Here is a 24,911-nt window from a genome sequence, read left to right as displayed (position 1 = left end):
CCCCCACAGAAACGACGAAGGGCGGGACCCACCGGGGTCCCGCCCTTAGTCAACTCACCGCAGCCCGCGCGGCATCACGCACGTCGGCGACTCAGCCCTTCTCGGACCGCTCGTCCTCATCGTCCGTGTCCTCGCCCGCGGCCTCGACCACGACGACCTCATCAGCCACGTCGTCGCCCTCGACGACCGACACCTCGGCGCCGGCCTCCTCGGCCACGGTCACACCCGTCTCCTCAGCCGCGTCCGTCTCGTCGGACTCGTCGGCGGGGGCGCCGGTGTCGCCGTCGTCCAGAGCATCGGTGAACTCGACACCGTCCAGCTCCGCGAGGCGGTCCGAGGCGTCCGTGGTGCCACCCTGGTCGGCCTCCAGCGCCTTGGCGAACCAGTCGCGCGCCTCGTCCTCGCGCCCGACCTCCAGCAGCGCGTCCGCGTAGGCGTAGCGCAGCCGCGCGGTCCACGGGTGCACCGCGTTCGACGCGAGCTCGGGACCCTGCAGCGTCACCACGGCGGCGTCCGCCTGCCCCATGTCCCGACGGGCACCCGCCGCGACCAGCCGCATCTCCACCTGCCCGGCCTTGTCCAGCTTCGCCACCTCGGGCTCGCCGGCCATGGCCATCGCCTTCTCGGGCCGGCCCAGACCGCGCTCGCAGTCGGCCATGACGGGCCACAGCTCGACGCTGCCGGTCATCCGCCGTGCCGCCCGGAACTCGGCAAGCGCCTCGCTGTACTTGGCGACCGCGTACGCCGCGAAGCCCGCGGCCTCACGCACCGCGGCGACCCTGGACGCCAGCCGCAGCGCGATCCGGGAGTACCCGTACGCCTGCTCCGGGTCCTCGTCCAGCAGCCTCGCCACCATCACCAGGTTCTTGGCGACATCGTCGGCGAGCGTCTTCGGCAGGCTCATCAGCTCCTGCCGCACATCCTTGTCGATCTCCTCCCCGGTGACGTCCTCCGGAATCGGCAGCCGCTTGATCGGCTCCCGGTCCCGGTCGCGACGGTCATCACGCCGGTCGTCCCGACGGTCGTCCCGCCCACGCCCGGCACCGTACGGCCGACGCCCGCGGTCATCATCCCGACGCGGCCCCCGGTCATCCCGACGGAACCCGCCACGCTCGCCACCGGAGGGACGGTCATCGCGACGGAACCCACCACGGTCGCCACCGGACGGCCGGTCATCACGCCGGAAGCCCCCACGGTCACCACCGCGGTCATCACGACGCTCATCGCGCCGATCGTCCCGACGGAAGCCCCCGCGGTCGCCACCCCCGGTCGGACGCCCACCACGGTCGTCCTCACGCCGCGGCCCACGCGGCCGCTCGTCCCGACGATCCCCACCACGGAACCCACCGCGGTCCCCACCGGACGGCCGGTCATCACGACGGAACCCACCGCGGTCCCCACCGGACGGCCGGTCATCACGACGGAACCCACCGCGGTCCCCACCGGACGGCCGGTCATCACGACGGAAGGAGGGACGCTCAGAGCCCCGGTCATCCCTACGGAACCCACCACGGTCGCCACCGGAGGGACGGTCATCGCGACGGAAGCCCCCACGGTCGCCACCCGACGGACGGTCGTCCCGACGGAAGCCGCCACGGTCCCCACCAGAGGGACGGTCATCACGACGGAACGCCGGACGGTCACCACCGGACGGACGCCCACCACGGTCATCACGACGGAACCCACCACGGTCGCCACCCGACGGACGGTCATCACGGCGGAACCCACCGCGGTCCCCACCCGAAGGACGGTCATCGCGACGGAAACCACCGCCGCGCTCATCGTCGCGACGAGGTCCGCGCGGACGGTCATCCCGGCGGTCACCGCCACGGAATCCGCCACGGTCACCACCGGAGGGACGGTCATCGCGACGGAACCCCCCGCGGTCCCCACCCGACGGACGACCACCACGGTCATCACGCCCGGCATAGCCGCCACCCGTCGGACGTCCACCACGGTCGTCGCGCCGGAAGCCGCCACGGTCGCCACCTGCGGAGCGGCCGCGGTCGCCACCCGAGGGACGGTCATCGCGACGGAACCCGCCACGGTCACCACCGGACGGACGGTCATCACGGCGGAACCCACCGCGGTCGGAACCACGGTTGTCACGGCCCGCGTTACCGCCACCGCCGCCGGCCGGGCGGCCGCCACGGTCGTTGTCACGACGCGGCCCCCGGTCGTCACGCCGGAAACCACCGCGGTCACCGTCGTCGCGCCGCTGAGGCCGGCGCTCCGAACGATCGTCGGAAGAGTTGGTGGACATCGACGTGACTCCTGTCATCGGTACTGCACATTCATTCTCGCGCACCGACCATTTCGGCGCGCTTCGGCAAAACAAAAAGGACCCTTGGTCCCAGCATGAACGCTGGGACCAAGGGTCCTTGAAAGATTGTTCGGCGGCGTCCTACTCTCCCACAGGGTCCCCCCTGCAGTACCATCGGCGCTGAAAGGCTTAGCTTCCGGGTTCGAAATGTAACCGGGCGTTTCCCTAACGCAATGACCACCGAAACCCTATCGGGTTCTAGCGAACAAGCACACTTTTTAGTTAAGAGTGAAACTTGGTTCAACCAGCGATTGCGACTGTTCGCAACCCGGGAACCACACAGTGGACGCGAGCAACTGAGGACAAGCCCTCGGCCTATTAGTACCAGTCAACTCCAACCGTTACCGGTCTTCCATATCTGGCCTATCAACCCAGTCGTCTACTGGGAGCCTTAACCCCTCAAAGGGGGTGGGAGTACTCATCTCGAAGCAGGCTTCCCGCTTAGATGCTTTCAGCGGTTATCCTTTCCGAACGTAGCCAACCAGCCATGCCCTTGGCAGGACAACTGGCACACCAGAGGTTCGTCCGTCCCGGTCCTCTCGTACTAGGGACAGCCCTTCTCAATACTCCTACGCGCACAGCGGATAGGGACCGAACTGTCTCACGACGTTCTAAACCCAGCTCGCGTACCGCTTTAATGGGCGAACAGCCCAACCCTTGGGACCGACTCCAGCCCCAGGATGCGACGAGCCGACATCGAGGTGCCAAACCATCCCGTCGATATGGACTCTTGGGGAAGATCAGCCTGTTATCCCCGGGGTACCTTTTATCCGTTGAGCGACGGCGCTTCCACAAGCCACCGCCGGATCACTAGTCCCTACTTTCGTACCTGCTCGACCCGTCAGTCTCACAGTCAAGCTCCCTTGTGCACTTACACTCAACACCTGATTGCCAACCAGGCTGAGGGAACCTTTGGGCGCCTCCGTTACTCTTTAGGAGGCAACCGCCCCAGTTAAACTACCCACCAGACACTGTCCCTGATCCGGATCACGGACCCAGGTTAGACATCCAGCACGACCAGAGTGGTATTTCAACAATGACTCCACAACCACTGGCGTGGCTGCTTCAAAGTCTCCCACCTATCCTACACAAGCCGAACCGAACACCAATATCAAGCTATAGTAAAGGTCCCGGGGTCTTTCCGTCCTGCTGCGCGAAACGAGCATCTTTACTCGTAGTGCAATTTCACCGGGCCTATGGTTGAGACAGTCGAGAAGTCGTTACGCCATTCGTGCAGGTCGGAACTTACCCGACAAGGAATTTCGCTACCTTAGGATGGTTATAGTTACCACCGCCGTTTACTGGCGCTTAAGTTCTCAGCTTCGCCACACCGAAATGTGACTAACCGGTCCCCTTAACGTTCCAGCACCGGGCAGGCGTCAGTCCGTATACATCGCCTTACGGCTTCGCACGGACCTGTGTTTTTAGTAAACAGTCGCTTCTCGCTGGTCTCTGCGGCCACCCCCAGCTCACCGAGTAAATCGGATCACCAGAAATGGCCCCCCTTCTCCCGAAGTTACGGGGGCATTTTGCCGAGTTCCTTAACCATAGTTCACCCGAACGCCTCGGTATTCTCTACCTGACCACCTGAGTCGGTTTAGGGTACGGGCCGCCATGAAACTCGCTAGAGGCTTTTCTCGACAGCATAGGATCATCCACTTCGCCACAATCGGCTCGGCATCAGGTCTCAGCCTTAACGTGTGACGGATTTACCTACCACACGGCCTACACCCTTACCCCGGGACAACCACCGCCCGGGCTGGACTACCTTCCTGCGTCACCCCATCACTCACCTACTACAAGTCTGGTTCGTCGGCTCCACCACGTCCCTTTGTCCGAAGACTCCAGGCCGGCTTCACGGACTTAGCATCGCCTGATTCAATGTTTGGCGCTTCAAAGCGGGTACCGGAATATCAACCGGTTGTCCATCGACTACGCCTGTCGGCCTCGCCTTAGGTCCCGACTTACCCTGGGCAGATCAGCTTGACCCAGGAACCCTTAGTCAATCGGCGCACACGTTTCCCACGTGTGTATCGCTACTCATGCCTGCATTCTCACTCGTGAACCGTCCACAACTCGTTTCCACGGCTGCTTCACCCGGCACACGACGCTCCCCTACCCATCACAGTCCCCGTTGGGGGTATGTACTGCAATGACACGACTTCGGCGGTGTGCTTGAGCCCCGCTACATTGTCGGCGCGGAATCACTTGACCAGTGAGCTATTACGCACTCTTTCAAGGATGGCTGCTTCTAAGCCAACCTCCTGGTTGTCTCTGCGACTCCACATCCTTTCCCACTTAGCACACGCTTAGGGGCCTTAGTCGATGCTCTGGGCTGTTTCCCTCTCGACCATGGAGCTTATCCCCCACAGTCTCACTGCCGCGCTCTCACTTACCGGCATTCGGAGTTTGGCTAAGGTCAGTAACCCGGTAGGGCCCATCGCCTATCCAGTGCTCTACCTCCGGCAAGAAACACACGACGCTGCACCTAAATGCATTTCGGGGAGAACCAGCTATCACGGAGTTTGATTGGCCTTTCACCCCTAACCACAGGTCATCCCCCAGGTTTTCAACCCTGGTGGGTTCGGTCCTCCACGAAGTCTTACCTCCGCTTCAACCTGCCCATGGCTAGATCACTCCGCTTCGGGTCTTGGGCACGCTACTCAACGCCCTATTCGGACTCGCTTTCGCTACGGCTTCCCCACACGGGTTAACCTCGCAACATACCGCAAACTCGCAGGCTCATTCTTCAAAAGGCACGCAGTCACGACTGCATGTGCAAGCACATACAGCGACGCTCCCACGGCTTGTAGGCACACGGTTTCAGGTACTATTTCACTCCGCTCCCGCGGTACTTTTCACCATTCCCTCACGGTACTATCCGCTATCGGTCACCAGGGAATATTTAGGCTTAACGGGTGGTCCCGCCAGATTCACACGGGATTTCTCGGGCCCCGTGCTACTTGGGTGGTTCTCAAGCAAGCCGTTGATGTTTCAGCTACGGGGGTCTTACCCTCTACGCCGGGCCTTTCGCATGCCCTTCGCCTACACCAACGGTTTCTGACTTGCCTCATCGCCGGCAGACGATGAAAGAGAACTCCCACAACCCCAACCACGCAACCCCTGCCGGGTATCACACGTGACTGGTTTGGCCTCATCCGGTTTCGCTCGCCACTACTCCCGGAATCACGGTTGTTTTCTCTTCCTGCGGGTACTGAGATGTTTCACTTCCCCGCGTTCCCTCCACACTGCCTATGTGTTCAGCAGCGGGTGACAGCCCATGACGACTGCCGGGTTTCCCCATTCGGACACCCCCGGATCAAAGCTTGGTTGACAGCTCCCCGGGGCCTATCGTGGCCTCCCACGTCCTTCATCGGTTCCTGGTGCCAAGGCATCCACCGTGCGCCCTTAAAAACTTGGCCACAGATGCTCGCGTCCACTGTGCAGTTCTCAAGCAACGACCAGCCACCCATCACCCCGCCACACAAGGCGAGTTCACTGGGGCCGGCATCACGAAGGTCCAGACTCGAAAGTCCGTACCCTCAGATACCCAACAGCGTGCCCGGCCCACCCGATCCATCCTCACGTTCCACGCCGAAGCAGTACTAATGACAACCAACCGAATGTGCCGAATAGTCAACGTTCCACCCATGAGCAACCACCGTCGAACATTTGCCGACGAAGTGGCCTCTGACCAACCGAAGTCGGTAAGAAATGCTCCTTAGAAAGGAGGTGATCCAGCCGCACCTTCCGGTACGGCTACCTTGTTACGACTTCGTCCCAATCGCCAGTCCCACCTTCGACGATTCCCTCCCACAAGGGGTTGGGCCACCGGCTTCGGGTGTTACCGACTTTCGTGACGTGACGGGCGGTGTGTACAAGGCCCGGGAACGTATTCACCGCAGCAATGCTGATCTGCGATTACTAGCAACTCCGACTTCATGGGGTCGAGTTGCAGACCCCAATCCGAACTGAGACCGGCTTTTTGAGATTCGCTCCACCTCGCGGTATCGCAGCTCATTGTACCGGCCATTGTAGCACGTGTGCAGCCCAAGACATAAGGGGCATGATGACTTGACGTCGTCCCCACCTTCCTCCGAGTTGACCCCGGCAGTCTCCTGTGAGTCCCCATCACCCCGAAGGGCATGCTGGCAACACAGAACAAGGGTTGCGCTCGTTGCGGGACTTAACCCAACATCTCACGACACGAGCTGACGACAGCCATGCACCACCTGTACACCGACCACAAGGGGGCGCCTGTCTCCAGGCGTTTCCGGTGTATGTCAAGCCTTGGTAAGGTTCTTCGCGTTGCGTCGAATTAAGCCACATGCTCCGCTGCTTGTGCGGGCCCCCGTCAATTCCTTTGAGTTTTAGCCTTGCGGCCGTACTCCCCAGGCGGGGAACTTAATGCGTTAGCTGCGGCACGGACGACGTGGAATGTCGCCCACACCTAGTTCCCAACGTTTACGGCGTGGACTACCAGGGTATCTAATCCTGTTCGCTCCCCACGCTTTCGCTCCTCAGCGTCAGTATCGGCCCAGAGATCCGCCTTCGCCACCGGTGTTCCTCCTGATATCTGCGCATTTCACCGCTACACCAGGAATTCCGATCTCCCCTACCGAACTCTAGCCTGCCCGTATCGAATGCAGACCCGGGGTTAAGCCCCGGGCTTTCACATCCGACGTGACAAGCCGCCTACGAGCTCTTTACGCCCAATAATTCCGGACAACGCTTGCGCCCTACGTATTACCGCGGCTGCTGGCACGTAGTTAGCCGGCGCTTCTTCTGCAGGTACCGTCACTTTCGCTTCTTCCCTGCTGAAAGAGGTTTACAACCCGAAGGCCGTCATCCCTCACGCGGCGTCGCTGCATCAGGCTTTCGCCCATTGTGCAATATTCCCCACTGCTGCCTCCCGTAGGAGTCTGGGCCGTGTCTCAGTCCCAGTGTGGCCGGTCGCCCTCTCAGGCCGGCTACCCGTCGTCGCCTTGGTAGGCCATCACCCCACCAACAAGCTGATAGGCCGCGGGCTCATCCTTCACCGCCGGAGCTTTCCACCACCAGACCATGCGGTCGGTAGTCGTATCCGGTATTAGACCCCGTTTCCAGGGCTTGTCCCAGAGTGAAGGGCAGATTGCCCACGTGTTACTCACCCGTTCGCCACTAATCCCCTCCCGAAGGAGGTTCATCGTTCGACTTGCATGTGTTAAGCACGCCGCCAGCGTTCGTCCTGAGCCAGGATCAAACTCTCCGTGAATGTTTGCCGGTAATCCGGCGAAACACACACGAGAGCGGAACGAGCGGACGGAATAAGTCTGCTCGTTCACAGCGTCCTCGCTGTGTGTGCCACCCACGCCACATGGACGGGATGGACTTTCAAAGGAACCTCATCCACCGAGGTGGACGGGGTATCAACATATCTGGCGTTGACTTTTGGCACGCTGTTGAGTTCTCAAGGAACGGACGCTTCCTTTGTGCCTGTTTCACCAGGCTCTCCGGGCGCTTCCCTTCGGTCTTGCGTTTCCGACTCTATCAGATCCTCGCGGTCCTGATTTTCGCCGGTGCGATTCGGCCTTTCGGCCTCTTCGCGATTCCGACTCTATCAGATCCTTTTCCGTTCCCCCGCTTATCGCGGTGGGTTCGAAATGCGGTTCCGATTACCTGTCGGAGGGGGTTTGCCTTTCGGCGTGGTCACTACGTTAGCTGCTTTTCCCGGCGACTCATAATCGAGTCGAAGGGGTCGAATTTTGGCAACGCCAAAAAGGCCCCGGTCAGAGGGAGCGTTCGTAGTAGTTGGTTGTGCCGCCTGGCGGTCCACGCAGATAGCGCTGCCCGTCTCCAGCGGCTCGGGCCACGTTAGGCGGTTGGCCCGCCCGAGTCAAGTATCGCTGGTGGCACGGCGACGACGCGGCACGTGCGGGCGGTACGGGCTGACGGTGCGGTCGCCGGCGATCCAGTAGCGCCACGGGTGGTCGGCCCCTTCTCCGCCTACGCCCGTGCGCGGACCGCTCCGTACATCTGCGGGCACTGCCGGGCTGCCGTGCAGCACGGAGAGATGGTCGGGGTCGCCGGCGCAGAGGTCGACGCCGTTCAGGCTGCGGTCGATGTCGAGGGCCGTTGCCAAGCGGGCCGGGCCCTTGGCGAGTTCGTTGGCGCTGCGGGCCTTGGGACGTCGGGCTGCGGCCAGGGGCTCGCCCGTCAGGATCTCGCCGGCGCGCAGGAGGACACCGCTCGCCTTGCCCTCGGGGCCGCAGACCAGGTTGAGGCTGAACCACATGCCGTAGATGAAATAGACGTAGGCGTGACCGGGCGGACCGAACATGGAGGCGTTGCGCGCCGTGCGGCCCCGGTAGGCGTGTGAGCCCGGGTCGGACTCCCCGTCGTACGCCTCGACCTCCGTCAGGCGGAGTTCGATCGGGCCGTCGGGGGTGTGGCGTACAAGGGTGCGGCCCAGCAGGTCGGGAGCCACGTCCACCACCGGGCGGTCGAAGAAATCGCGGCTGAGCGGCATACGTTCCGGTACGTCGGTCATGCGCTCCGAGGGTAGTGCAGCGATATATGGGTGGGCGGCTGGTCAGCGGGGCACCGGGGTTGGGAAGGTATGGCCCGTGGAACCGGCCCGCGCCGTTTCGCGTGGGTAGGAATCAAGCCGAGATCTCGGCGAGCTACACAGAGCACAGGCGTTCCGCCTGGGGAGGACGAGCATGGGGTTCAAGAAGCTGCTGGCGAGTTTGGGAGCCGGGGGCGCGTCGGTGGAGACGGTGCTCTTCGAGGAGAACGTCGTCCCCGGTGGCGTCGTCCAGGGTGAGGTGCGGATCCAGGGCGGGTCGGTGGCCCAGCAGGTCGAGGGGCTGTCCGTCGGTCTGCAGGCGCGCGTCGAGGTCGAGAGCGGCGAGGAGGAGTACAAGCGGAACATCGAGTTCACCAAGCAGCGGCTGGGTGGCGCGTTCGAGGTGCAGGCCGGGGCGGCGCACACCGTGCCGTTCGGTCTGGAGATCCCGTGGGAGACGCCGATCACGACGTTTCTCGGCCAGCACCTGCACGGCATGGCCGTCGGTGTGACGACGGAGCTGGAGATCGCCCGTGCGGTGGACTCCGGTGACCTCGACCCGGTGAATGTGCACCCGCTGCCGGCGCAGCAGGCGATTCTCGACGCGTTCGGCCGGCTCGGGTTCCGTTTCAAGGCCGCCGACCTCGAGCAGGGGCACATCCGGGGGACGCGCCAGAAGCTGCCGTTCTACCAGGAGGTGGAGTTCTTCGCCCCGCAGCAGTACCGCGGGCTGAACCAGGTGGAGCTGTCCTTCGTCGCCGACGACCGCGAGATGGACGTCGTACTGGAGATGGACAAGAAGCCGGGGCTGTTCACCGAGGGGACGGACTCCTTCCGTTCGTTCACGGTCGGGCTCAACGACTTCGAGGGAACGGACTGGGCCGCTTACCTCAACCAGTGGCTGGCGGAGGTCGGCGGTAAGCGGAACTGGCTCTAACCTGGGCGGACAGGTGTCAGCAAGCGACCAGGAGGTGTCGAGGTGTCCGAGCTGAAGCGGCGGCCGCTCCCGCACGATTTCCATCCGCCGGTGCCGCAGTTCACGGTGACCAGCGATGAGGTGGAGCCGGGCGGAACGCTGCGACCGGAACAGGTCCAGGCCCAGGGGAACCGTTCGCCGCACCTGCGGTGGGAGGGTGCTCCCGCGGGGACGAAGAGCTATGCCGTCACCTGCTACGACCCGGACGCGCCGACCGGCAGTGGCTTTTGGCACTGGACGCTGTTCGACATTCCGGTGTCGGTGACGGAGCTGCCGGCCGGTGCCGGCTCCGGTGACATGAAGGGGCTGCCCGAGGGCGCCGTCCATGCCCGGAACGACGCCGGGACGCTGGAGTTCACCGGCGCCGCCCCGCCGCCCGGGGACGGGCCGCACCGCTATGTGTTCACCGTGTACGCGGTGGACCAGGAAAAGCTCGGCCCCGACGCCGATGCCTCGCCCGCGGCGGTGGGCTTCAACCTGCGGTTCCACACCATCGGGCGGGCGCAGCTGATCGCCGAGTTCGAGGTGCCCGCGGCGGGCTGAGCCCGCTAATTCCGTTGCGCCCCGGCGCTTCCCGCGCACAGAGTGGTACATGGCTGACGGCCTCCATCGGGCCGTCGGGCAGTCGGTACCGCACTGGCGGGAGCGGCGGGGCGCAGGTGTGTCCCCCGCCGCTTGCCGGAGCCCGCACTCGTGTCGGGCGTCCTCGCCGGCTGCCGTTCGCTCCGGGTCCCGCGTGTTTCACGGGGGTGGGACCCGGAGCGCACGCTTTTCCGGCGCCGAGGTCAGGCGCTCCCGCTTCAGGGGCGCGGGACCGGCGTGCGGGCCGCTCCCCGTTCACCTTCTGATTGCCCGTCATCTACCTTCTGGCATGCGGAAATTGCGTTGTCCTGGGAATCCCTTCCACTGCACAGTGGAGCCACTTCGCCGAGGGGGCGAACGGGGTCCGGGAGGTGGGCGGGATGCGCGAGACGCTGGTGCTCAACGCGAGCTTCGAGCCGCTGTCGACGGTGTCGCTGCGGCGTGCGGTGGTACTGGTCATGCAGGACAAGGCCGTCGTCGAGCACGCCCACCCGGGGCTTCGCATTCGGGCGGCTTCGGTGGATGTTCCGGTGCCGCGGGTGATCAGACTCAGCAGATACGTACGGGTGCCGTTCCGAAGGCAGGCGCCGTGGTCGCGGCGGGGTGTGCTGGTCCGTGACCAGCACCGGTGTGCGTACTGCGGCCGGCGGGCGACGACCGTCGACCACGTCGTGCCGAGGTCGCACGGTGGTGGGGACACCTGGCTGAATACCGTCGCCTCGTGTGCGGAGGACAATCACCGCAAGGCGGACCGTACTCCGGAGCAGGCGGGGATGCAGCTGCTGCGGCGTCCGTTCGAGCCGACGCCGGCGGACGCGATGCTGTCGGCGCTCGGGGTCTCCGTGCGGGAAGAGCTGCCGGACTGGCTGGCACTGCCGGCCTAGGGGGTTCCCGCGGTGCGTGGTGGCCGTCGCCCGGCCGTCCTATTTCAGGAGGAGTTGGGCGATGGCTGCCAGGCCGACGACGACGATGACCGCCCGCAGCGCCGTGGGGGGCAGTCGCCGGCCGACCTTTGCGCCGATCTGGCCGCCCAGGGCCGAGCCCACGGCGATGAGGACGACGGCGGTCCAGTTGAAGTGGGCGACGAAGAGGAAGAAGACCGCCGCGACGCCGTTCACGACGACCGCGAGGACGTTCTTGAGGGCGTTGATGCGTTGCAGGTCCTCGTTGAGCAGCAAGCCCATCAGGGAGAGGTACAAGACCCCCTGAGCGGCGCCGAAGTAGCCGCCGTAGGCGCTGGCGCACAGCAGGCCGAGGAGCAGGGCGATGCCCCCGTCGCGGTGGCCTGTGGTGCCCGTACGGGCACGGCGGGCGCGCAGCGCGGCGGAGAGCTTGGGCTGGGCGACGACCAGGACCAGGGCGACGGCGATGAGCGCGGGCACGATCGCGTCGAAGGCCTCGGAGGGCAGTGCGAGCAGCAGGACCGCGCCGGTCAGGCCGCCGATGAAGGCGGTGGTGCCGAAGCGCAGGATGCGGCGGCGCTGGCCGCTGAGTTCGCGGCGGTAGCCGATGGCGCCGCTGATCGAACCGGGCACCAGACCGAGCGTGTTGGAGACGTTGGCCGTGATGGGCGGCAGGCCGATTGCCAGCAGCACGGGGAACGTGATGAGGGTGCCGGAGCCGACGATGGTGTTGATGGTGCCGGCGCCGATTCCCGCGACGAAGACCGCGAGCGCTTCCCAGATACTCATGCGGACTCCCCTGGGGCGTGGTCGGTGGGTGTCACCCGATCATGCCCCAGGGGTTTGCCGGATCAGTCGATGGGGGGCGCCTCGCGGTTCGGGGAGCTGGGCTTGGGGATGCTGCCGCCGCCCGCGGGGTTGAAGTTGCCGATGGCGCCGCCGAGGCCCTTGAGGGCGTCGCCGATCTCGCTCGGCACGATCCAGAGCTTGTTGGCGTCGCCTTCGGCGATCTTCGGGAGCATCTGAAGGTACTGGTAGGACAGCAGCTTCTGGTCCGGGTCGCCGGCGTGAATCGACTCGAAGACGACCCTGATGGCCTGGGCCTCACCCTCGGCGCGCAGCGCCGCGGCCTTGGCGTCACCTTCGGCGCGCAGGATCGAGGACTGCTTCTCACCTTCCGCGGTGAGGATCTGGGACTGCCGGACACCTTCGGCCTGGAGGATCGCGGCGCGCTTGTCGCGGTCGGCGCGCATCTGCTTCTCCATCGAGTCCTGGATGGAGGTCGGCGGCTCGATGGCCTTGAGCTCGACGCGGTTGACGCGGATGCCCCACTTCCCGGTGGCCTCGTCCAGGACCCCGCGCAGCGCGGCGTTGATCTCCTCGCGGGAGGTCAGGGTCCGCTCCAGGTCCATGCCACCGATGATGTTGCGCAGGGTGGTGACGGTGAGCTGCTCGATCGCCTGGATGTAGCTGGCGACTTCGTAGGTCGCGGCGCGGGCGTCGGTCACCTGGTAGTAGATGACGGTGTCGATGTTCACGACCAGGTTGTCCTGGGTGATCACCGGCTGCGGCGGGAACGGCACGACCTGTTCGCGGAGGTCGATGCGGTTGCGGATGGAGTCGATGAACGGGACGACGATGTTCAACCCGGCGTTGAGCGTACGGGTGTAGCGCCCGAAGCGTTCGACGATGGCGGCGCTGGCCTGTGGGATGACCTGGATCGTCTTGATGAGTGCGATGAACACGAGCACCACCAGGATGATCAGGACGATGATGATCGGTTCCACTGCGGCTCCCGTGCCCTTCGTTGCTGGTCCGTGCCGGCCGTTGGACCGGCTTGGCGGTTGATCAGTCTTTCAGAGTCGAGGCGCGCGGCGCAGCGGGTTCAGGTCAGATGACGACCGCCGTGGCCCCTTCGATCTCGACGACGTCGACCTGTTGGCCCGGTTCGTAGACCTGGTCGGTGTCGAGAGCGCGGGCGGACCAGACCTCACCGGCGAGCTTGATGCGGCCGCCACCGGAGTCGACGCGTTCGAGAACCGTGGCGCTCTTGCCCCTGAGGGCGTCAACTCCCGAGGCCAGGCCCGGACTCTGGCCGCGGTGGCGGTTGGCGATGGGGCGTACGACCACGATCAACGCGACCGACACGGCGGCGAAGACGAGGAATTGCGGAACGGTGCCGCCACCGAGGCTTGCGGTGACGGCACCGGCGACGGCACCGACCGCGAGCATCCCGAATTCGGGCATCGCGGTCACGACGAGAGGAATACCCAGCCCTACGGCGGCGATCAGCCACCACACCCATGCGTCCACGGCTTCATGGTAGATCCGCGGGACGGCCCGGGACAGGGCACGATCGGTCAGGAAAGGGGCAGACCTTGTGCGGTCCAGCGGTCGCCGCGCTGCTCGACGATCAGCGGCAGGCCGAAGCAGTGGGAGAGGTTGCTGGAGGTCAGCTCCAGGTCGAGCGGGCCGGCGGCCAGCACCTTGCCCTGGCGGATCATCAGGACGTGGGTGAAGCCGGGGGCGATCTCCTCGACGTGGTGCGTGACCATGATCATCGAAGGGGCGTAGGGGTCGCGGGCCAGGCGGCCCAGGCGGCGCACCAGGTCCTCGCGGCCGCCGAGATCGAGGCCGGCGGCGGGCTCGTCCAGGAGGAGCAGCTCGGGGTCGGTCATCATCGCGCGGGCGATCAGGGTCCGCTTGCGCTCGCCCTCGGAGAGGGTGCCGAACTTCCGGTCGAGGTAGGCGGTCATACCCAGGCGGTCGAGGAAGGCGCGGGCGCGCTGCTCGTCGACCTCCTCGTAGCTCTCCTGCCAGCTCGCGGTCATGCCGTAGGCGGCGGTCAGCACGGTCTGCAGGACCGTCTGGCTGCGCGGCAGCTTGTCGGCCAGGGCGATGCCGGCCATGCCGATGCGCGGGCGGAGGTCGAAGACGTCGACCTTGCCGAGCTGCTCCCCGAGGATCGAGGCCGTGCCGGTGCTCGGGTAGAGGTAGCTGGACGCGACGTTGAGGAGGGTGGTCTTGCCGGCGCCGTTCGGGCCGAGGATCACCCAGCGCTCGCCCTCCTTCACCGACCAGGAGACCTGGTCCACCAGAGCCCGTCCTTCGCGGACCACGGATACGTCCACCAGCTCCAGCACATCGCTCATGAGCGCGTTGTCTCCCATTGCTTCTCGGTCGTCGCGTGCACCTGTAGGCGCAGCCCCCCAGCAAACCTACGCCACTCGTTGTCAGAGCTGTTGCCTAGGCTGGGGAGCATGCTCGATGAACCTCGTTCGGGACGGCTGGCGTCGTGGGGAAATGCCCTCTTGGCCGGACTTGTCTCACCTGATGAAGCCGCGCACCGTATCGCGGACGATGACGCGGTGCACCGCGTGGAGGGCCTGCCCGGGGAGTCGTCGCCGGTCGGGCTGACGCTCGCGCTGGGGCGGCTGCGCGCGCTGGGGGCGGTCGGCCTGCGGGTCGCGCTGCCGGTGCCGGGGCATCCGCTGGGGCTCTGCGGCCCGCCGGACTTCAACGCGCGAGCGCTGGAGTCCGAGGAGGCGGTGCTCACAGTGGGAGCCGGCCTGGGCCTGGTGCCGGACGTGTACGAGGCCGGCCCCGAGGGCGGCAGCGGCCCCGATGTGCACGTGGAGGTGGTCTGGCACTGCCTGCCGGTGCGGGAGGGGCCACCGGCCGACGTGCCGTCGCTGGGTGAGGCGGAGCGGGAGCTGGCGGAGGCGCTGCGGGAGGCGACCGAGGCGCTCTCGTCGCTGGACGTAGCCGGTTCCGGCCCCGTCGCGCAGGCGGCCCTGGAGGCGTACCGCGCGCGGGCGGAGGCGGGCCGGCAGGTGCTCGCGCCGGGGTACCCGCCTCGTGCGGTGCGGGTGCTGGAGCTGGCCCAGCGGGTGGGCGCGCTCGTCGACATCGCGCGGCAGGCCGGCGGTGACGGGGAGCACGGCGGGGCGGTGAGCGCATCGGAGATCGCGGCCCGCGCCGAGGCGCTGCGGCCGGTGGAGCGTACGGCCCGACGGGCGCAGGTGGCGGCGTACAACGCCGCGGTGGAGGAGCGGGAGCGGCGGGGGTGAGAATCCCTGCCCAGCTTCGGCGGGCAGTTCGTCCCTGGGGCGAGGGCCGGACTGGTGGCGGGGGTGGCGGGGGGACCGGGTACGCCCGCCCGTAAAGGGATCAGCCGGTCCAAGGGGGTCCGCCGGTCCAAGGAGTCCGTCCTCCCGTCCAGGGATGGGCCGTCACGGAGCGGGCCGAGGGACGAGCACAGGAACGGGCCTCAAGGGCCTCAGGGACCTCCAGGAGGAGACGTTCGGGAAGAGGGCGTCAGTGTTGCGCTCCGGGTCCGCGCTTCGGTCCGTGTTTCGTTCCGTCAGGGCGTCGGCCTGGCGACACCTGGCCGGTGGGACGCACCGTCGGGAGCGGCGGCCATGACCGCGATGGCAGTGGCCTCAACAGGCCCGGCCCCGCAGGTGGTTGCCTGCGGGGCCGGGATGCCGTTGCCGGGAGGGGAGTGCCCGTCTCAGTGGTTGACGCAGGGGTTGCCGAAAACCGGGTTGAGGGCACCGATGACGGTGACGGTGTTGCCGCAGGCGTTCACGGGGACGTTCACGGGAACCTGGACGAGGTTGCCGGAGCCCACGCCGGGGGAGTTCACGGCCGTGCCCTGGGCCAGCGGCGCGCTGTGGGCGGAGGCGACACCGGCACCCGCGACGGCGAGGCCGCCGGCCATCATCGTGAGGGCCGCTACCCGCTTGATGTTCTTCACTTCTCATGCTCCTCGTTGCCGTTGCCGTGACCAGCCGTCACGACTGCACTGGGAAACGGCCGGGCCCCGAGGACGGATACGCCAAATGGGCGACGTCTACACGACAGTATGAATCTCGCACCGGAAGACGACGCTCCGCTTTGATCGCCCCGTCCCCTCGGGGAGAACGGCGCAGAATCGTTTCGAGGAGTGGCTCGGCCGCCGGATCTCCCTCCGGCGGCGGTGTGTTCAGGCGCCGATGCCGTGCCGCACCGCCCACAGCGCGGCCTGGGTGCGATCCGCGAGGTCGAGCTTCATGAGGATGTTGGAGACATGAGTCTTGACCGTCTTCTCCGAGAGCACCAGGGCCCGCGCGATCTCACGGTTGGACCGTCCGTCGGCGATCAGGCCGAGCACCTCGCGCTCCCGCTCGGTCAGCGAAGTACCGCGCCCCTGGCCGGTGTTGCCCTCGTCCTGGGAGAGGAGGGCGCCGGCGACCTCGGGCTGGAGCAGCACATGCCCCGCGTGCACCGAACGGATGGCGCCGGCCAGCGCGTCGGGGTCGACGTCCTTGTAGAGGTATCCGGCCGCGCCCGCGCGCAGGGCCGGAACGACGGTGCGCTGCTCGGTGAAGCTCGTGACGACCAACACCCGGGCGGGGTTGGTCAGTTCGCGCAGCTTCCGCAGGGCCTCGATGCCGTCCATGCCGGGCATCTTGACGTCCATCAGGACGACGTCGGGGCGCAGCTGTTCGGCGGCGGCGACGCCCTCAGCGCCGTCGGACGCCTCTCCCACCACCTCGATGTCCTCCTGGATCTCCAGGAAGGTCCGCAGCCCGCGGCGTACGACCTGGTGGTCGTCGACGAGCAGGACGCGGATGGCCCGGCCGTCGGCCGGCTGCCGGTCCCGGCTCCCCCGGGCCCCGTCCGCGGGCACCCCCATGGCCCCGCCCCCTTCGATTTCAGCCACCGGGTACCTCCATCTCGACGGCGGTCCCCTTGCCGGGCACCGACTCCACGGTGAGCTTTCCACCGACTCCGCCGGCGCGGTCACGCATCGAGACCAGGCCGAGGTGGCGGCCGGCCCGGCGGACCCGGCCGGTGTCGAAACCGCAGCCGTCGTCCGCGACCCGCAGCAGCGCTCCCTGGCCGTGGCGGGCGAGGCTGACGTCGACGTGCTCCGCCCCGGAGTGCCGCAGGGCGTTGTGCAGCGCCTCCTGGGCGACCCGGAGGAGTGCGTCCTCCTGGGCGGACGGCAGGGCGCGGACCCCATGGGCCGTGAAGCTGACCCGCGCGGAGTGGGCGCGGTCCAGGACCTGGGCCTGGGAGCGCAGGGTGGCGACCAGGCCGTCCTCGTCCAAGGCCGCGGGCCGCAGCTCGATCACGGCGGCGCGCAGTTCGTCGGCGGCCTCCGCGGCGAGCGCGGCGACCTGGTGCAGTTCGTCCTTGGCGCGGGCCGGGTCGCGGTCGACCAGTGCGGTGGCGGCCTGTGCGGTCAGCCGGAGGGAGAAGAGCTTCTGGGCGACCGCGTCGTGCAGTTCGTGGGCGAGCCTGGCGCGCTCCCCCGCGATGGTGAGTTCGCGGCTGCGCTCGTAGAGGCGGGCGTTGGTCAGCGCGATGGCGGCGTGCTGGGCGAGTATGCCGAGCAGTCGCTCGTCGTCCTCGGTGAAGCCGCAGCGGCTGCCGCGGGCGGGCCGGGGCTCGGGACAGCGCTTGTTGGCGAGGAAGAGAGCGCCCAGGATCTCGTCGCCGTCGGCGACCGGCAGGCCCAGGAAGTCGGACATGTCCGGGTGGGCGTCGGGCCAGCCGCCGAAGCGCGGGTCCTGCCGGACGTCCGCGAGGCGCTCCGGGGTGGCGTTGTGCAGCATCGCGGCGAGGATGCCGTGCTGGCGGGGCAGCGGGCCGATGGCCTTCCACTGCTCGCTGCTGACGCCGTCCACCACGAACTGCGCGAAGCCGCCGTGATCGTCGGGCACGCCCAGGGCGGCGTACTCGGCGTCCAGCAGCTCGCGGGCCGAGGCGACGATCGTCTTGAGGACGTCGCGCACCTCCAGGTGCCTGCTCATCGCCAGGATCGCGGTGCTCACCGCGGGGATGCCGGCTCCCGGTCCGTTGGTCATGGCTTCACCGTACCGGCGCGCTGACCGGCCCGTATCGGACCACCGGCGCCCTCGGTCTCCGCCCACCGCCCTAGGCCCAATGCCCTGCGGCGGCCCGCCCGTCGCCCGACGCCTGCCGGGGCGGCGCGTTCCTACGGTGAGGGCGAGGGCGGGGCGCGGGCCCGGCCCGGGAAGGGGACGCGATCATGCCGGTGGCGATCATTACGGGGGCGTCGAAGGGGCTGGGCCGGGCGCTGGCCGCGGCGCTGGCCGGGCGGGGCTGGGATCTGGTGGTGGACGCCAGGTCGTCCGGGCCGCTGGAGGCGGCGGCGCGGGAGCTGCGCGAAGGCGGGGCCCGGGTGGTCGCGCTGCCCGGCGATGTGGCGGACGACGGGCACCGGCGGGAGCTGGTGGCGGCGGCCCGTGAGCTGGGCGGGCTCGATCTGCTGGTGAGCAACGCGAGCGTCCTGGGGGCGGCTCCGCTGGTGCGGCTGGCGGAGCATCCGCTGACGGGACTGCGGGATGCCCTGGAGGTGAATGTCGTCGCGCCCTTGGGGCTGGTGCAGGAGGCTCTGCCGCTGCTGCGTAAGTCCCCGCTCCTCGCCCCTCCCACGGAGGGCGCGGCCAATGAGGATTCGTCCCCTTATATAGGGACAGAAGGCGATGCGTTTGCAGGGACAGGTGGGGCTGTTCTTCACATCAGTTCGGATGCGGCTGTCGAGGCGTACGAGACATGGGGTGGCTACGGAGCCTCCAAGGCGGCACTCGACCAGGTGTCGGCGGTGCTGGCGGAGGAGGAGCCGGGGCTGCGGGTGTGGTGGGTGGACCCGGGTGACATGCGGACCGACCTGTACGCGGCCGCCGTCCCCACCGACGACGACTCCGGGCGGCCGCTGCCGGAGACCGTCGTTCCCGCCCTCCTGGACCTCTTGGACCGCCGGGCCGCCTCCGGGCGGTACCGGGCGGGGGACCTGCCGGCCGGGCCGGCGACCCCCGCGGATCCGCCGTCGGCCGCACCGGAGGGCGCACGATGATCACGGAGGCGCTACGCGTCCCCGAGGAGCTCTCCGCCCGGGTCCCGGCGGAGCAGCGGGGCCCCGGCCTCGACCGCGACGCCGTACGGCTGATGGTGAGCCGGGGCACGGAGGAGGTCGGGCATCACGCCTTCGGTGAGCTGCCGCAACTGCTCGCGGCCGGGGACGTGCTGGTGGTGAACACCTCTCCGACGCTGTCGGCCGCGGTCGACGGCCGGATCGGGGACGGCCGGGGGCGCGGCGAGCCTGTGGTGGTGCACTTCTCGACGCGGGCGGACCGCGGGCATCCGGCGGGCCGCGCCGTGGCCGGGTGCTGGGCGGTGGAGCTGCGCAGACCGGACGGGCGGGGCAGCACCCGGCCGCGGGCGGGCGGCCCGGCAGGCAGGGTGGTGCGGCTGCCGGGCGGGGCGCGGCTGACCCTGGAGGCGCCGGTGGACCCCGGGGGCGCACGGCTGTGGTGGGCGCGGTTGGCGGGCGGCACGGCCGCGGAGCTGATGCGGAGGTACGGGCGGCCGATCCGGTACGGCTACACCGACCGCGATCAGCCGCCGGCCGCCTACCAGACGGTTTTCGCGACGGACTCCGCCGGCGGCGGCAGCGCGGAGATGCCGAGCGCGGCCCGCCCCTTCACGGCGTCGCTGGTGGCGGGGCTGGTGAGCGCAGGAGTGCAGTTCGCGCCGATCTCGCTGCACACGGGCGTGGCGTCGGCGGAAGCCTTCGAGCCGCCGTATCCGGAGCGGTTCGCGGTGCCGCCCGCCACCGCCTGGCTGGTGAACGCGGTGCGCGCCGGGCGGGCGGGGCGCGGCGCCGGTTCCGGCGGGCGGATCGTGGCGGTGGGGACGACGGCGGTGCGGGCACTGGAGTCGGCCGCCGGGCCGGACGGGCGGGTGCGGGCGACGGACGGCTGGACGGATCTCGTGGTGACGCCGGAGCGCGGGGTGCGGGTGGTGAACGGCCTGCTCACCGGGCTGCACGAGCCCACGGCCTCGCATCTGCTGATGCTGGAGGCGGTGGCGTCGGCGGTGGCGGACGGGGATACGCTGCGGCGCGCGTACGCGGCGGCGGTGGAGCGCCGCTACCTGTGGCACGAGTTCGGGGATCTCCATCTGCTGCTGCCGTCCTGAGCCCGCGCCGCCGCCGTGTCACCCGGGGCGCATGAGCAGCCCTGGACTCTCGCGCTGACGGCCGCTGTGCCGGCCATGCCCTACTACATGGGCGCGTACTACGCGGACGAGTCGACCTGCTTCATGGTCCGGCATGCTGCCGGCCGCGCAGCACCTGCCGGGCCTGACAGGGCCGATATACGCGCTGCACCAGGGCTTTTGCTCCAGGAACCGCTGGAGCGGGTCCGCCGAAGAGTGAGCTTTCGCGGCGTTTTGGTCGGATTGACCGATACTGCCACTGAAGAGGCCCATTTGGTCCGAAAGCCTCTTGACTTCGCCGCGATGTCGGCATGACCCGCACAGGCTGTGCGTTCGCAATTACACCCAGCGAGACAAACCCCTCTCCACTGTGACGCCGCACATAGGACGCAGGTCACTTACGACCCGACTTAGTGGCCTTGTAAAGGCGCTGTGAGCTGGGATGCGACCAGCTGCGACGCAATTCGTGAGCACCTGGTTCCACTAACCCGGATCGTATGTCACACCTTTGCCCGGGCAATTTCCGGCCGCTAAGAATGGCCTCCGTCGCTCGGCGCCGTATCGAAATCGGCGTTCTTCGCCACCACGGCCCTCGCGACGGTCCCCCCATTGGAAGAGGTCGACTCCGCCATGCCGAAGCACGCTGTTTCTGGATTTTCCCGCCTCAAGCGGACCCATAAGCTTTCCGTCGTAGGCATCGCAGCGGCCGGTGCCGCCGCTCTGGCCTTCTCGGTCGTCCCGGGCGCCGACGCCGAACAGGGCGAGCCCAAGGCCGCCACCCAGAACGTGAAGCCGGTTGCCTTCAGCGCGGTCGACACCGCCGCCAAGACGCAGCAGGACACGATCACCAAGCAGGCCGACGACTCCGCCGCGCAGGGCAAGGCCGAGGCCGCCGCCAAGAAGAAGGCCGAGGCCGAGGCCAAGGCGAAGGCGGCCGCCAAGGCCAAGGCCGATGCGAAGGCCAAGGCGGAGAAGGAGCGCAAGGAGCAGCAGGCCGCGAGCCGGTCCGCCGAGCGCGCCGCCCCCGCCCCGAAGCCGGCCCCCAAGACGTACGCCGACAACCTGGACGGCTGGATCCGGGAGTCGCTGGACATCATGGCGAAGAAGGGCATTCCCGGCACGTACGAGGGCATCCACCGGAACATCATCCGGGAGTCGGGCGGCGACCCGAAGGCCATCAACAACTGGGACATCAACGCCCAGAACGGCGTCCCGTCCAAGGGTCTGCTCCAGGTGATCCAGCCGACCTTCGAGGCGTACCACGTCGACGGCACCTCGTGGGACCTCTACGACCCGGTCGCCAACATCACCGCCGCCTGCAACTACGCGGCCGACATGTACGGTTCGATGGACAACGTGAACTCGGCCTACTGAGAAGCCGTTTCACGCACCGAACACCGCCGAGGGGCGGCACCCGGAACCGGGTGCCGCCCCTCGGGCGTGAATGCGGGACGCGCTACTTGCGCATGACCTCCGGCTCGTGGCGGCGCAGCAGCCGCGCGACGACGAAGGCGAGGGCGACGCCCAGACCGATCAAGATGATCATGTCCATGATGTAGACGCCGGTCTGGTGCTTCCACAGCGGGTCGGGGTTGCCGACCTCCCACGGCAGCAGCGTGTTCATGTCGGCGGTCGCGCCCATCGCGGCGACGGCCCAGCGCGAGGGCATCAGCCAGGAGAACTGCCCGACGCCCACGGTGTCGAAGAGCTGGAAGAGCACGCCCGTGAAGACGACCTGGACGATGGCGAACATGACCAGCAGCGGCATGGTCTTCTCGGCCGTCTTGACCAGCGCCGAGATGATCAGGCCGAACATCATCGAGGTGAAGCCGAGCGCGATGATCGCCAGTGCCATCTCGACGGCAGGCGCGCCCTCCAGCAGCAGGCCCTCGGTGGGCAGCTTGCGGGGCGAGAACCCGATCGCCGCGATGATCACGCCCTGGAAGGCCGTGACCACACCGAGCACGATCACCTTGGACATCAGATACGCCGACCGCGACAGGCCGGTGGCCCGTTCGCGTTCGTAGATGACCCGCTCCTTGATCAGCTCACGGACGGAGTTGGCCGCGCCCGAGAAGCACATGCCCACCGCGAGGATCAGCATGATCGTGCTCGCGTCGCGGTTGGTTCTGTTCTTGTTGAGCGGCCCGTATCCGAGGCCGTAGTCGCTGGGGATCAGGATCGAGACCACGCCGAGGACCGCCGGCAGGATCACCATCAGGCCCAGGAAGCCGCGGTCGGAGGCGAGCACCGAGACGTAGCGCCGCATCAGCGTCCACAGTTGCGAGCCCCAGCTCTGGGACTTCTGCATCCGGGCCGGCGGCGGCTGGATCGTCACCGACTGCGGGGCGACGGCGTCGATGTCCGCGGCGTACATCTGGTAGTGCGGCGAGCCGCGCCAGCGGCCCATCCAGTCGTAGTCCCGGTAGTTCTCGAAGGCCGAGAAGACATCCGCCCAGGTGTCGTACTGGAAGAAGTTCAGCGCTTCCTCGGGCGGGCCGAAGTAGGCAACGCCACCGCCCGGCGCCATCACCAGCAGCTTGTCGCAGATACCGAGCTCGGCCACCGAGTGGGTGACGACCAGGACCGTGCGGCCGTCGTCGGCGAGGCCGCGCAGCAGCTGCATGACATCGCGGTCCATGCCCGGGTCGAGGCCGGAGGTGGGCTCGTCGAGGAAGATCAGCGAGGGCTTGGTCAGCAGCTCCAGGGCCACCGAGACGCGCTTGCGCTGGCCACCGGAGAGCGAGGTGACCTTCTTGTCCTTGTGGATGTCGAGCTTCAGCTCGCGCAGCACCTCGTCGATCCGCGCCTCACGCTCGGACTCCGCGGTGTCCCCGGGGAAGCGCAGCTTGGCGGCGTACTTGAGAGCCTTGGCGACGGTCAGTTCCTTGTGCAGGATGTCGTCCTGCGGAACCAGGCCGATGCGCTGGCGCAGCTCGGCGAACTGCTTGTAGAGGTTGCGGTTGTCGTAGAGGACATCGCCCTGGTTGGCGGGCCGGTAGCCGGTCAGCGCCTTGAGCAGCGTCGACTTGCCGGAACCGGACGGGCCGATGACCGCGATCAGCGACTTCTCCGGGACGCCGAAGGAGACGTCCTTGAGGATCTGCTTGCCGCCGTCGACGGTGACGGTGAGGTGGCGGGCCGAGAAGGAGACCTCGCCGGTGTCGACGAACTCCTCCAGGCGGTCGCCGACCAGCCGGAAGGTGGAGTGACCGACACCGATGATGTCGTTCGGGCCGATCAGCGCCGTGCCGGACTTGGCGACCGGCTGACCGTTGACGTACGTGCCGTTGTGGCTGCCGAGGTCGCGGATCTCGAAGCGGCCGTCGGGCGTGGCCCGGAACTCCGCGTGATTGCGGGAGACCTGGAGGTCGGAGACGACCAGCTCGTTCTCCAGCGCACGGCCGATGCGCATCACACGGCCGGTGTCGAGGCGGTGGAAGGTGGTCGGGCTGCGGTCACCGGCCGGCCGCTGCGAGGGCGCGGCCGCCTGCGGAGGCTGCTGGGCCTGCTGCGGCGGGATGTACGGCGGCTGCTGCGCCTGCGGCGGGGCCTGCCAGTTCTGCTGGACCGGCGGCTGGTGGGCCGGCGGCTGGTGGGCCGGCGGCTGCTGCGCGGGAGGCGCCTGCCAGCCCTGCGCGCCCTGCTGCTGGGGCGCCATCGCGGGCTGCGCGTTGTACGCGCCGGCAGCCGGGGCGGCCGACAGGCTCACCCGGGGACCGTCGGTGGCGTTGCCCAGGTGCACGACCGAGCCGGGGCCGATCTCCAGCTGGTGGATCCGCTGCCCCTGGACGTATGTGCCGTTGGTGCTGCCGTGGTCTTCGATGATCCAGCCGCGGCCGGCCCACCGCACGGTGGCGTGCCGCCAGGAAACCCTGGCGTCGTCGAGCACCATGTCGCCCTGCGGATCGCGGCCCACGTTGTAGGACCGGGACGGATCGAGCGTCCAGGTCCTTCCGTTCAATTCGAGTACGAGTTCAGGCACTCCATGCCCCATTACATAGTCCCCCGAGTGACGCCCTGTATGGGAAGTCTAGGGATGGCGAACATCGTGAGGAACTATTTCAGGCTCGGCCCTCGGACCGGTAACCGGGAGAGGACCGGGGCGCGGGGCCCGCTTGTCGTGATGTGCCAAACTCCCCCGGAGAGCGGGAAGTAGGAGCGGATACGGAGATTTCCGGGGAACAGGCGCATTACGGAAAGCCGGGGAGCTGACGGTGCGTCGGCGCCCCCTCCCGCCGCGACGCCCGGAATCGCGCCGGTCGCGCCGCCGCCCTCCATCCGCTCCGCTTTGAGCTGGCTTTTCCTCCGATGTAGGCGAGAAGGGAGGGCCGGTTTCTCTCCGCCGTGCGGCCGAGGCTGCCGGCGTGCGGCCCTCGGCGAGCGCGAAGGAGGCGGAGCAGGCCGCGCCGCGGCGGACACAGTGCCGCGGAGAGACACCACCCCCGCTCTACCGGGCAAAATGACCCAAAACACCCTTGACATCGCCATCGCACACACGGATCGGAGAGGGTCGCGGAGGTCGGGAGGGGTGCCATCGGGCCCGGGTCCCCCCTCCCGCACCCGCCA

Annotated in this window: 17 protein-coding genes, 3 rRNA genes and 1 pseudogene; 7 read left to right on the top strand and 14 right to left on the bottom strand. The window is 67.8% G+C overall.

Going from position 1 to position 24,911, the window contains the following annotated elements:
• Nucleotides 1-91: 91 nt before the first annotated feature.
• From QOM21_RS28365 to QOM21_RS28340, 6 genes and pseudogenes are all read right to left on the bottom strand, one after another.
• The gene (locus tag QOM21_RS28365; protein WP_407555878.1) at nucleotides 92-904 is read right to left on the bottom strand and encodes a hypothetical protein; all 813 of its coding nucleotides are present in this window, start codon (nucleotides 902-904) and stop codon (nucleotides 92-94) included.
• An 81-nt stretch (nucleotides 905-985) separates the two neighbouring features.
• A pseudogene (locus tag QOM21_RS28360) lies at nucleotides 986-2,107 on the bottom strand (hypothetical protein); the annotation flags it as partial.
• 284 nt (nucleotides 2,108-2,391) lie between these two features.
• Nucleotides 2,392-2,508: ribosomal RNA gene (gene rrf / locus QOM21_RS28355) — 5S ribosomal RNA — on the bottom strand.
• Between the two features lie 113 nt (nucleotides 2,509-2,621).
• Nucleotides 2,622-5,745: ribosomal RNA gene (locus tag QOM21_RS28350) — 23S ribosomal RNA — on the bottom strand.
• Nucleotides 5,746-6,048: 303 nt separating this feature from the next.
• A 16S ribosomal RNA gene (locus QOM21_RS28345) occupies nucleotides 6,049-7,577 on the bottom strand.
• The 16S, 23S and 5S rRNA genes sit together here, the layout of an rRNA operon.
• Before the next feature lie 621 nt (nucleotides 7,578-8,198).
• Nucleotides 8,199-8,852 (bottom strand): DNA-3-methyladenine glycosylase, encoded by a 654-nt coding sequence (locus tag QOM21_RS28340; protein WP_407553820.1) that lies wholly within the window; start codon nucleotides 8,850-8,852, stop codon nucleotides 8,199-8,201.
• 172 nt (nucleotides 8,853-9,024) lie between these two features.
• On the opposite strand from QOM21_RS28340, the gene QOM21_RS28335 reads away from it, so the two are divergent.
• From QOM21_RS28335 to QOM21_RS28325, 3 genes are all read left to right on the top strand, one after another.
• Complete coding sequence (locus QOM21_RS28335; protein ID WP_393895843.1) at nucleotides 9,025-9,807, top strand: sporulation protein; 783 nt, start codon at nucleotides 9,025-9,027, stop codon at nucleotides 9,805-9,807.
• Between the two features lie 42 nt (nucleotides 9,808-9,849).
• Nucleotides 9,850-10,389, top strand: coding sequence for a YbhB/YbcL family Raf kinase inhibitor-like protein (locus QOM21_RS28330; protein WP_407553819.1), 540 nt, complete (start codon nucleotides 9,850-9,852; stop codon nucleotides 10,387-10,389).
• A 419-nt stretch (nucleotides 10,390-10,808) separates the two neighbouring features.
• Nucleotides 10,809-11,312, top strand: a complete 504-nt coding sequence (locus QOM21_RS28325; protein ID WP_393895845.1) for an HNH endonuclease — start codon at nucleotides 10,809-10,811, stop codon at nucleotides 11,310-11,312.
• Nucleotides 11,313-11,351: 39 nt separating this feature from the next.
• Here the strand turns inward: QOM21_RS28325 and QOM21_RS28320 are convergent, their stop codons facing one another.
• The 4 genes from QOM21_RS28320 to QOM21_RS28305 all read right to left on the bottom strand — a co-directional run bounded on the left by QOM21_RS28320 (nucleotide 11,352) and on the right by QOM21_RS28305 (nucleotide 14,482).
• Nucleotides 11,352-12,119: a sulfite exporter TauE/SafE family protein gene (locus QOM21_RS28320; RefSeq protein ID WP_407553818.1), complete on the bottom strand. Its 768-nt coding sequence runs from the start codon at nucleotides 12,117-12,119 to the stop codon at nucleotides 11,352-11,354.
• Between the two features lie 62 nt (nucleotides 12,120-12,181).
• The gene (locus QOM21_RS28315; protein WP_393895847.1) at nucleotides 12,182-13,117 is read right to left on the bottom strand and encodes an SPFH domain-containing protein; all 936 of its coding nucleotides are present in this window, start codon (nucleotides 13,115-13,117) and stop codon (nucleotides 12,182-12,184) included.
• Between the two features lie 103 nt (nucleotides 13,118-13,220).
• A complete protein-coding gene (locus tag QOM21_RS28310) occupies nucleotides 13,221-13,631 on the bottom strand; it encodes an NfeD family protein (protein ID WP_407555876.1) in 411 nt (136 codons plus the stop codon).
• Nucleotides 13,632-13,690: 59 nt separating this feature from the next.
• A complete protein-coding gene (locus QOM21_RS28305) occupies nucleotides 13,691-14,482 on the bottom strand; it encodes an ABC transporter ATP-binding protein (RefSeq protein ID WP_407555875.1) in 792 nt (263 codons plus the stop codon).
• A gap of 108 nt (nucleotides 14,483-14,590) precedes the next feature.
• Between QOM21_RS28305 and QOM21_RS28300 the strand changes: the two genes are divergently transcribed.
• Entirely contained in the window at nucleotides 14,591-15,400 is an 810-nt protein-coding gene (locus QOM21_RS28300) for a hypothetical protein (protein WP_407553817.1), read from the top strand.
• A gap of 443 nt (nucleotides 15,401-15,843) precedes the next feature.
• On the opposite strand, the gene QOM21_RS28295 is transcribed toward QOM21_RS28300, so the two are convergent.
• From QOM21_RS28295 to QOM21_RS28285, 3 genes are all read right to left on the bottom strand, one after another.
• Complete coding sequence (locus QOM21_RS28295) at nucleotides 15,844-16,089, bottom strand: chaplin (RefSeq protein ID WP_407553816.1); 246 nt, start codon at nucleotides 16,087-16,089, stop codon at nucleotides 15,844-15,846.
• 228 nt (nucleotides 16,090-16,317) lie between these two features.
• A complete protein-coding gene (locus tag QOM21_RS28290) occupies nucleotides 16,318-17,010 on the bottom strand; it encodes a response regulator (protein WP_407555873.1) in 693 nt (230 codons plus the stop codon).
• 19 nt (nucleotides 17,011-17,029) lie between these two features.
• The gene (locus tag QOM21_RS28285) at nucleotides 17,030-18,187 is read right to left on the bottom strand and encodes a GAF domain-containing protein (protein ID WP_407553815.1); all 1,158 of its coding nucleotides are present in this window, start codon (nucleotides 18,185-18,187) and stop codon (nucleotides 17,030-17,032) included.
• A 185-nt stretch (nucleotides 18,188-18,372) separates the two neighbouring features.
• Here QOM21_RS28285 and QOM21_RS28280 point away from each other — a divergent pair, with 185 nt between their 5' ends.
• From QOM21_RS28280 to QOM21_RS28270, 3 genes are all read left to right on the top strand, one after another.
• Nucleotides 18,373-19,200, top strand: coding sequence for an SDR family NAD(P)-dependent oxidoreductase (locus tag QOM21_RS28280; RefSeq protein WP_407553814.1), 828 nt, complete (start codon nucleotides 18,373-18,375; stop codon nucleotides 19,198-19,200).
• Entirely contained in the window at nucleotides 19,197-20,324 is a 1,128-nt protein-coding gene (locus QOM21_RS28275) for an S-adenosylmethionine:tRNA ribosyltransferase-isomerase (RefSeq protein WP_407553813.1), read from the top strand. The genes QOM21_RS28280 and QOM21_RS28275 overlap by 4 nt, the downstream gene beginning before the upstream one ends.
• 648 nt (nucleotides 20,325-20,972) lie before the next feature.
• Nucleotides 20,973-21,716 carry a transglycosylase SLT domain-containing protein gene (locus QOM21_RS28270; protein ID WP_407553812.1) on the top strand — a complete coding sequence of 248 codons (744 nt, stop codon included), beginning with the start codon at nucleotides 20,973-20,975 and terminating at the stop codon, nucleotides 21,714-21,716.
• Between the two features lie 82 nt (nucleotides 21,717-21,798).
• Here the strand turns inward: QOM21_RS28270 and QOM21_RS28265 are convergent, their stop codons facing one another.
• Nucleotides 21,799-24,339: an FHA domain-containing protein gene (locus QOM21_RS28265; protein ID WP_407553811.1), complete on the bottom strand. Its 2,541-nt coding sequence runs from the start codon at nucleotides 24,337-24,339 to the stop codon at nucleotides 21,799-21,801.
• Nucleotides 24,340-24,911: the final 572 nt, after the last annotated feature.

The sequence above is a fragment of the Streptomyces sp. Pv4-95 genome (assembly GCF_045782725.1).
In the GTDB taxonomy this organism is placed as follows: Bacteria; Actinomycetota; Actinomycetes; order Streptomycetales; family Streptomycetaceae; genus Streptomyces.
The sequence above is the reverse complement of the archived record's forward strand: the minus strand, read 5'-3'. Positions and strand labels throughout refer to the sequence as shown.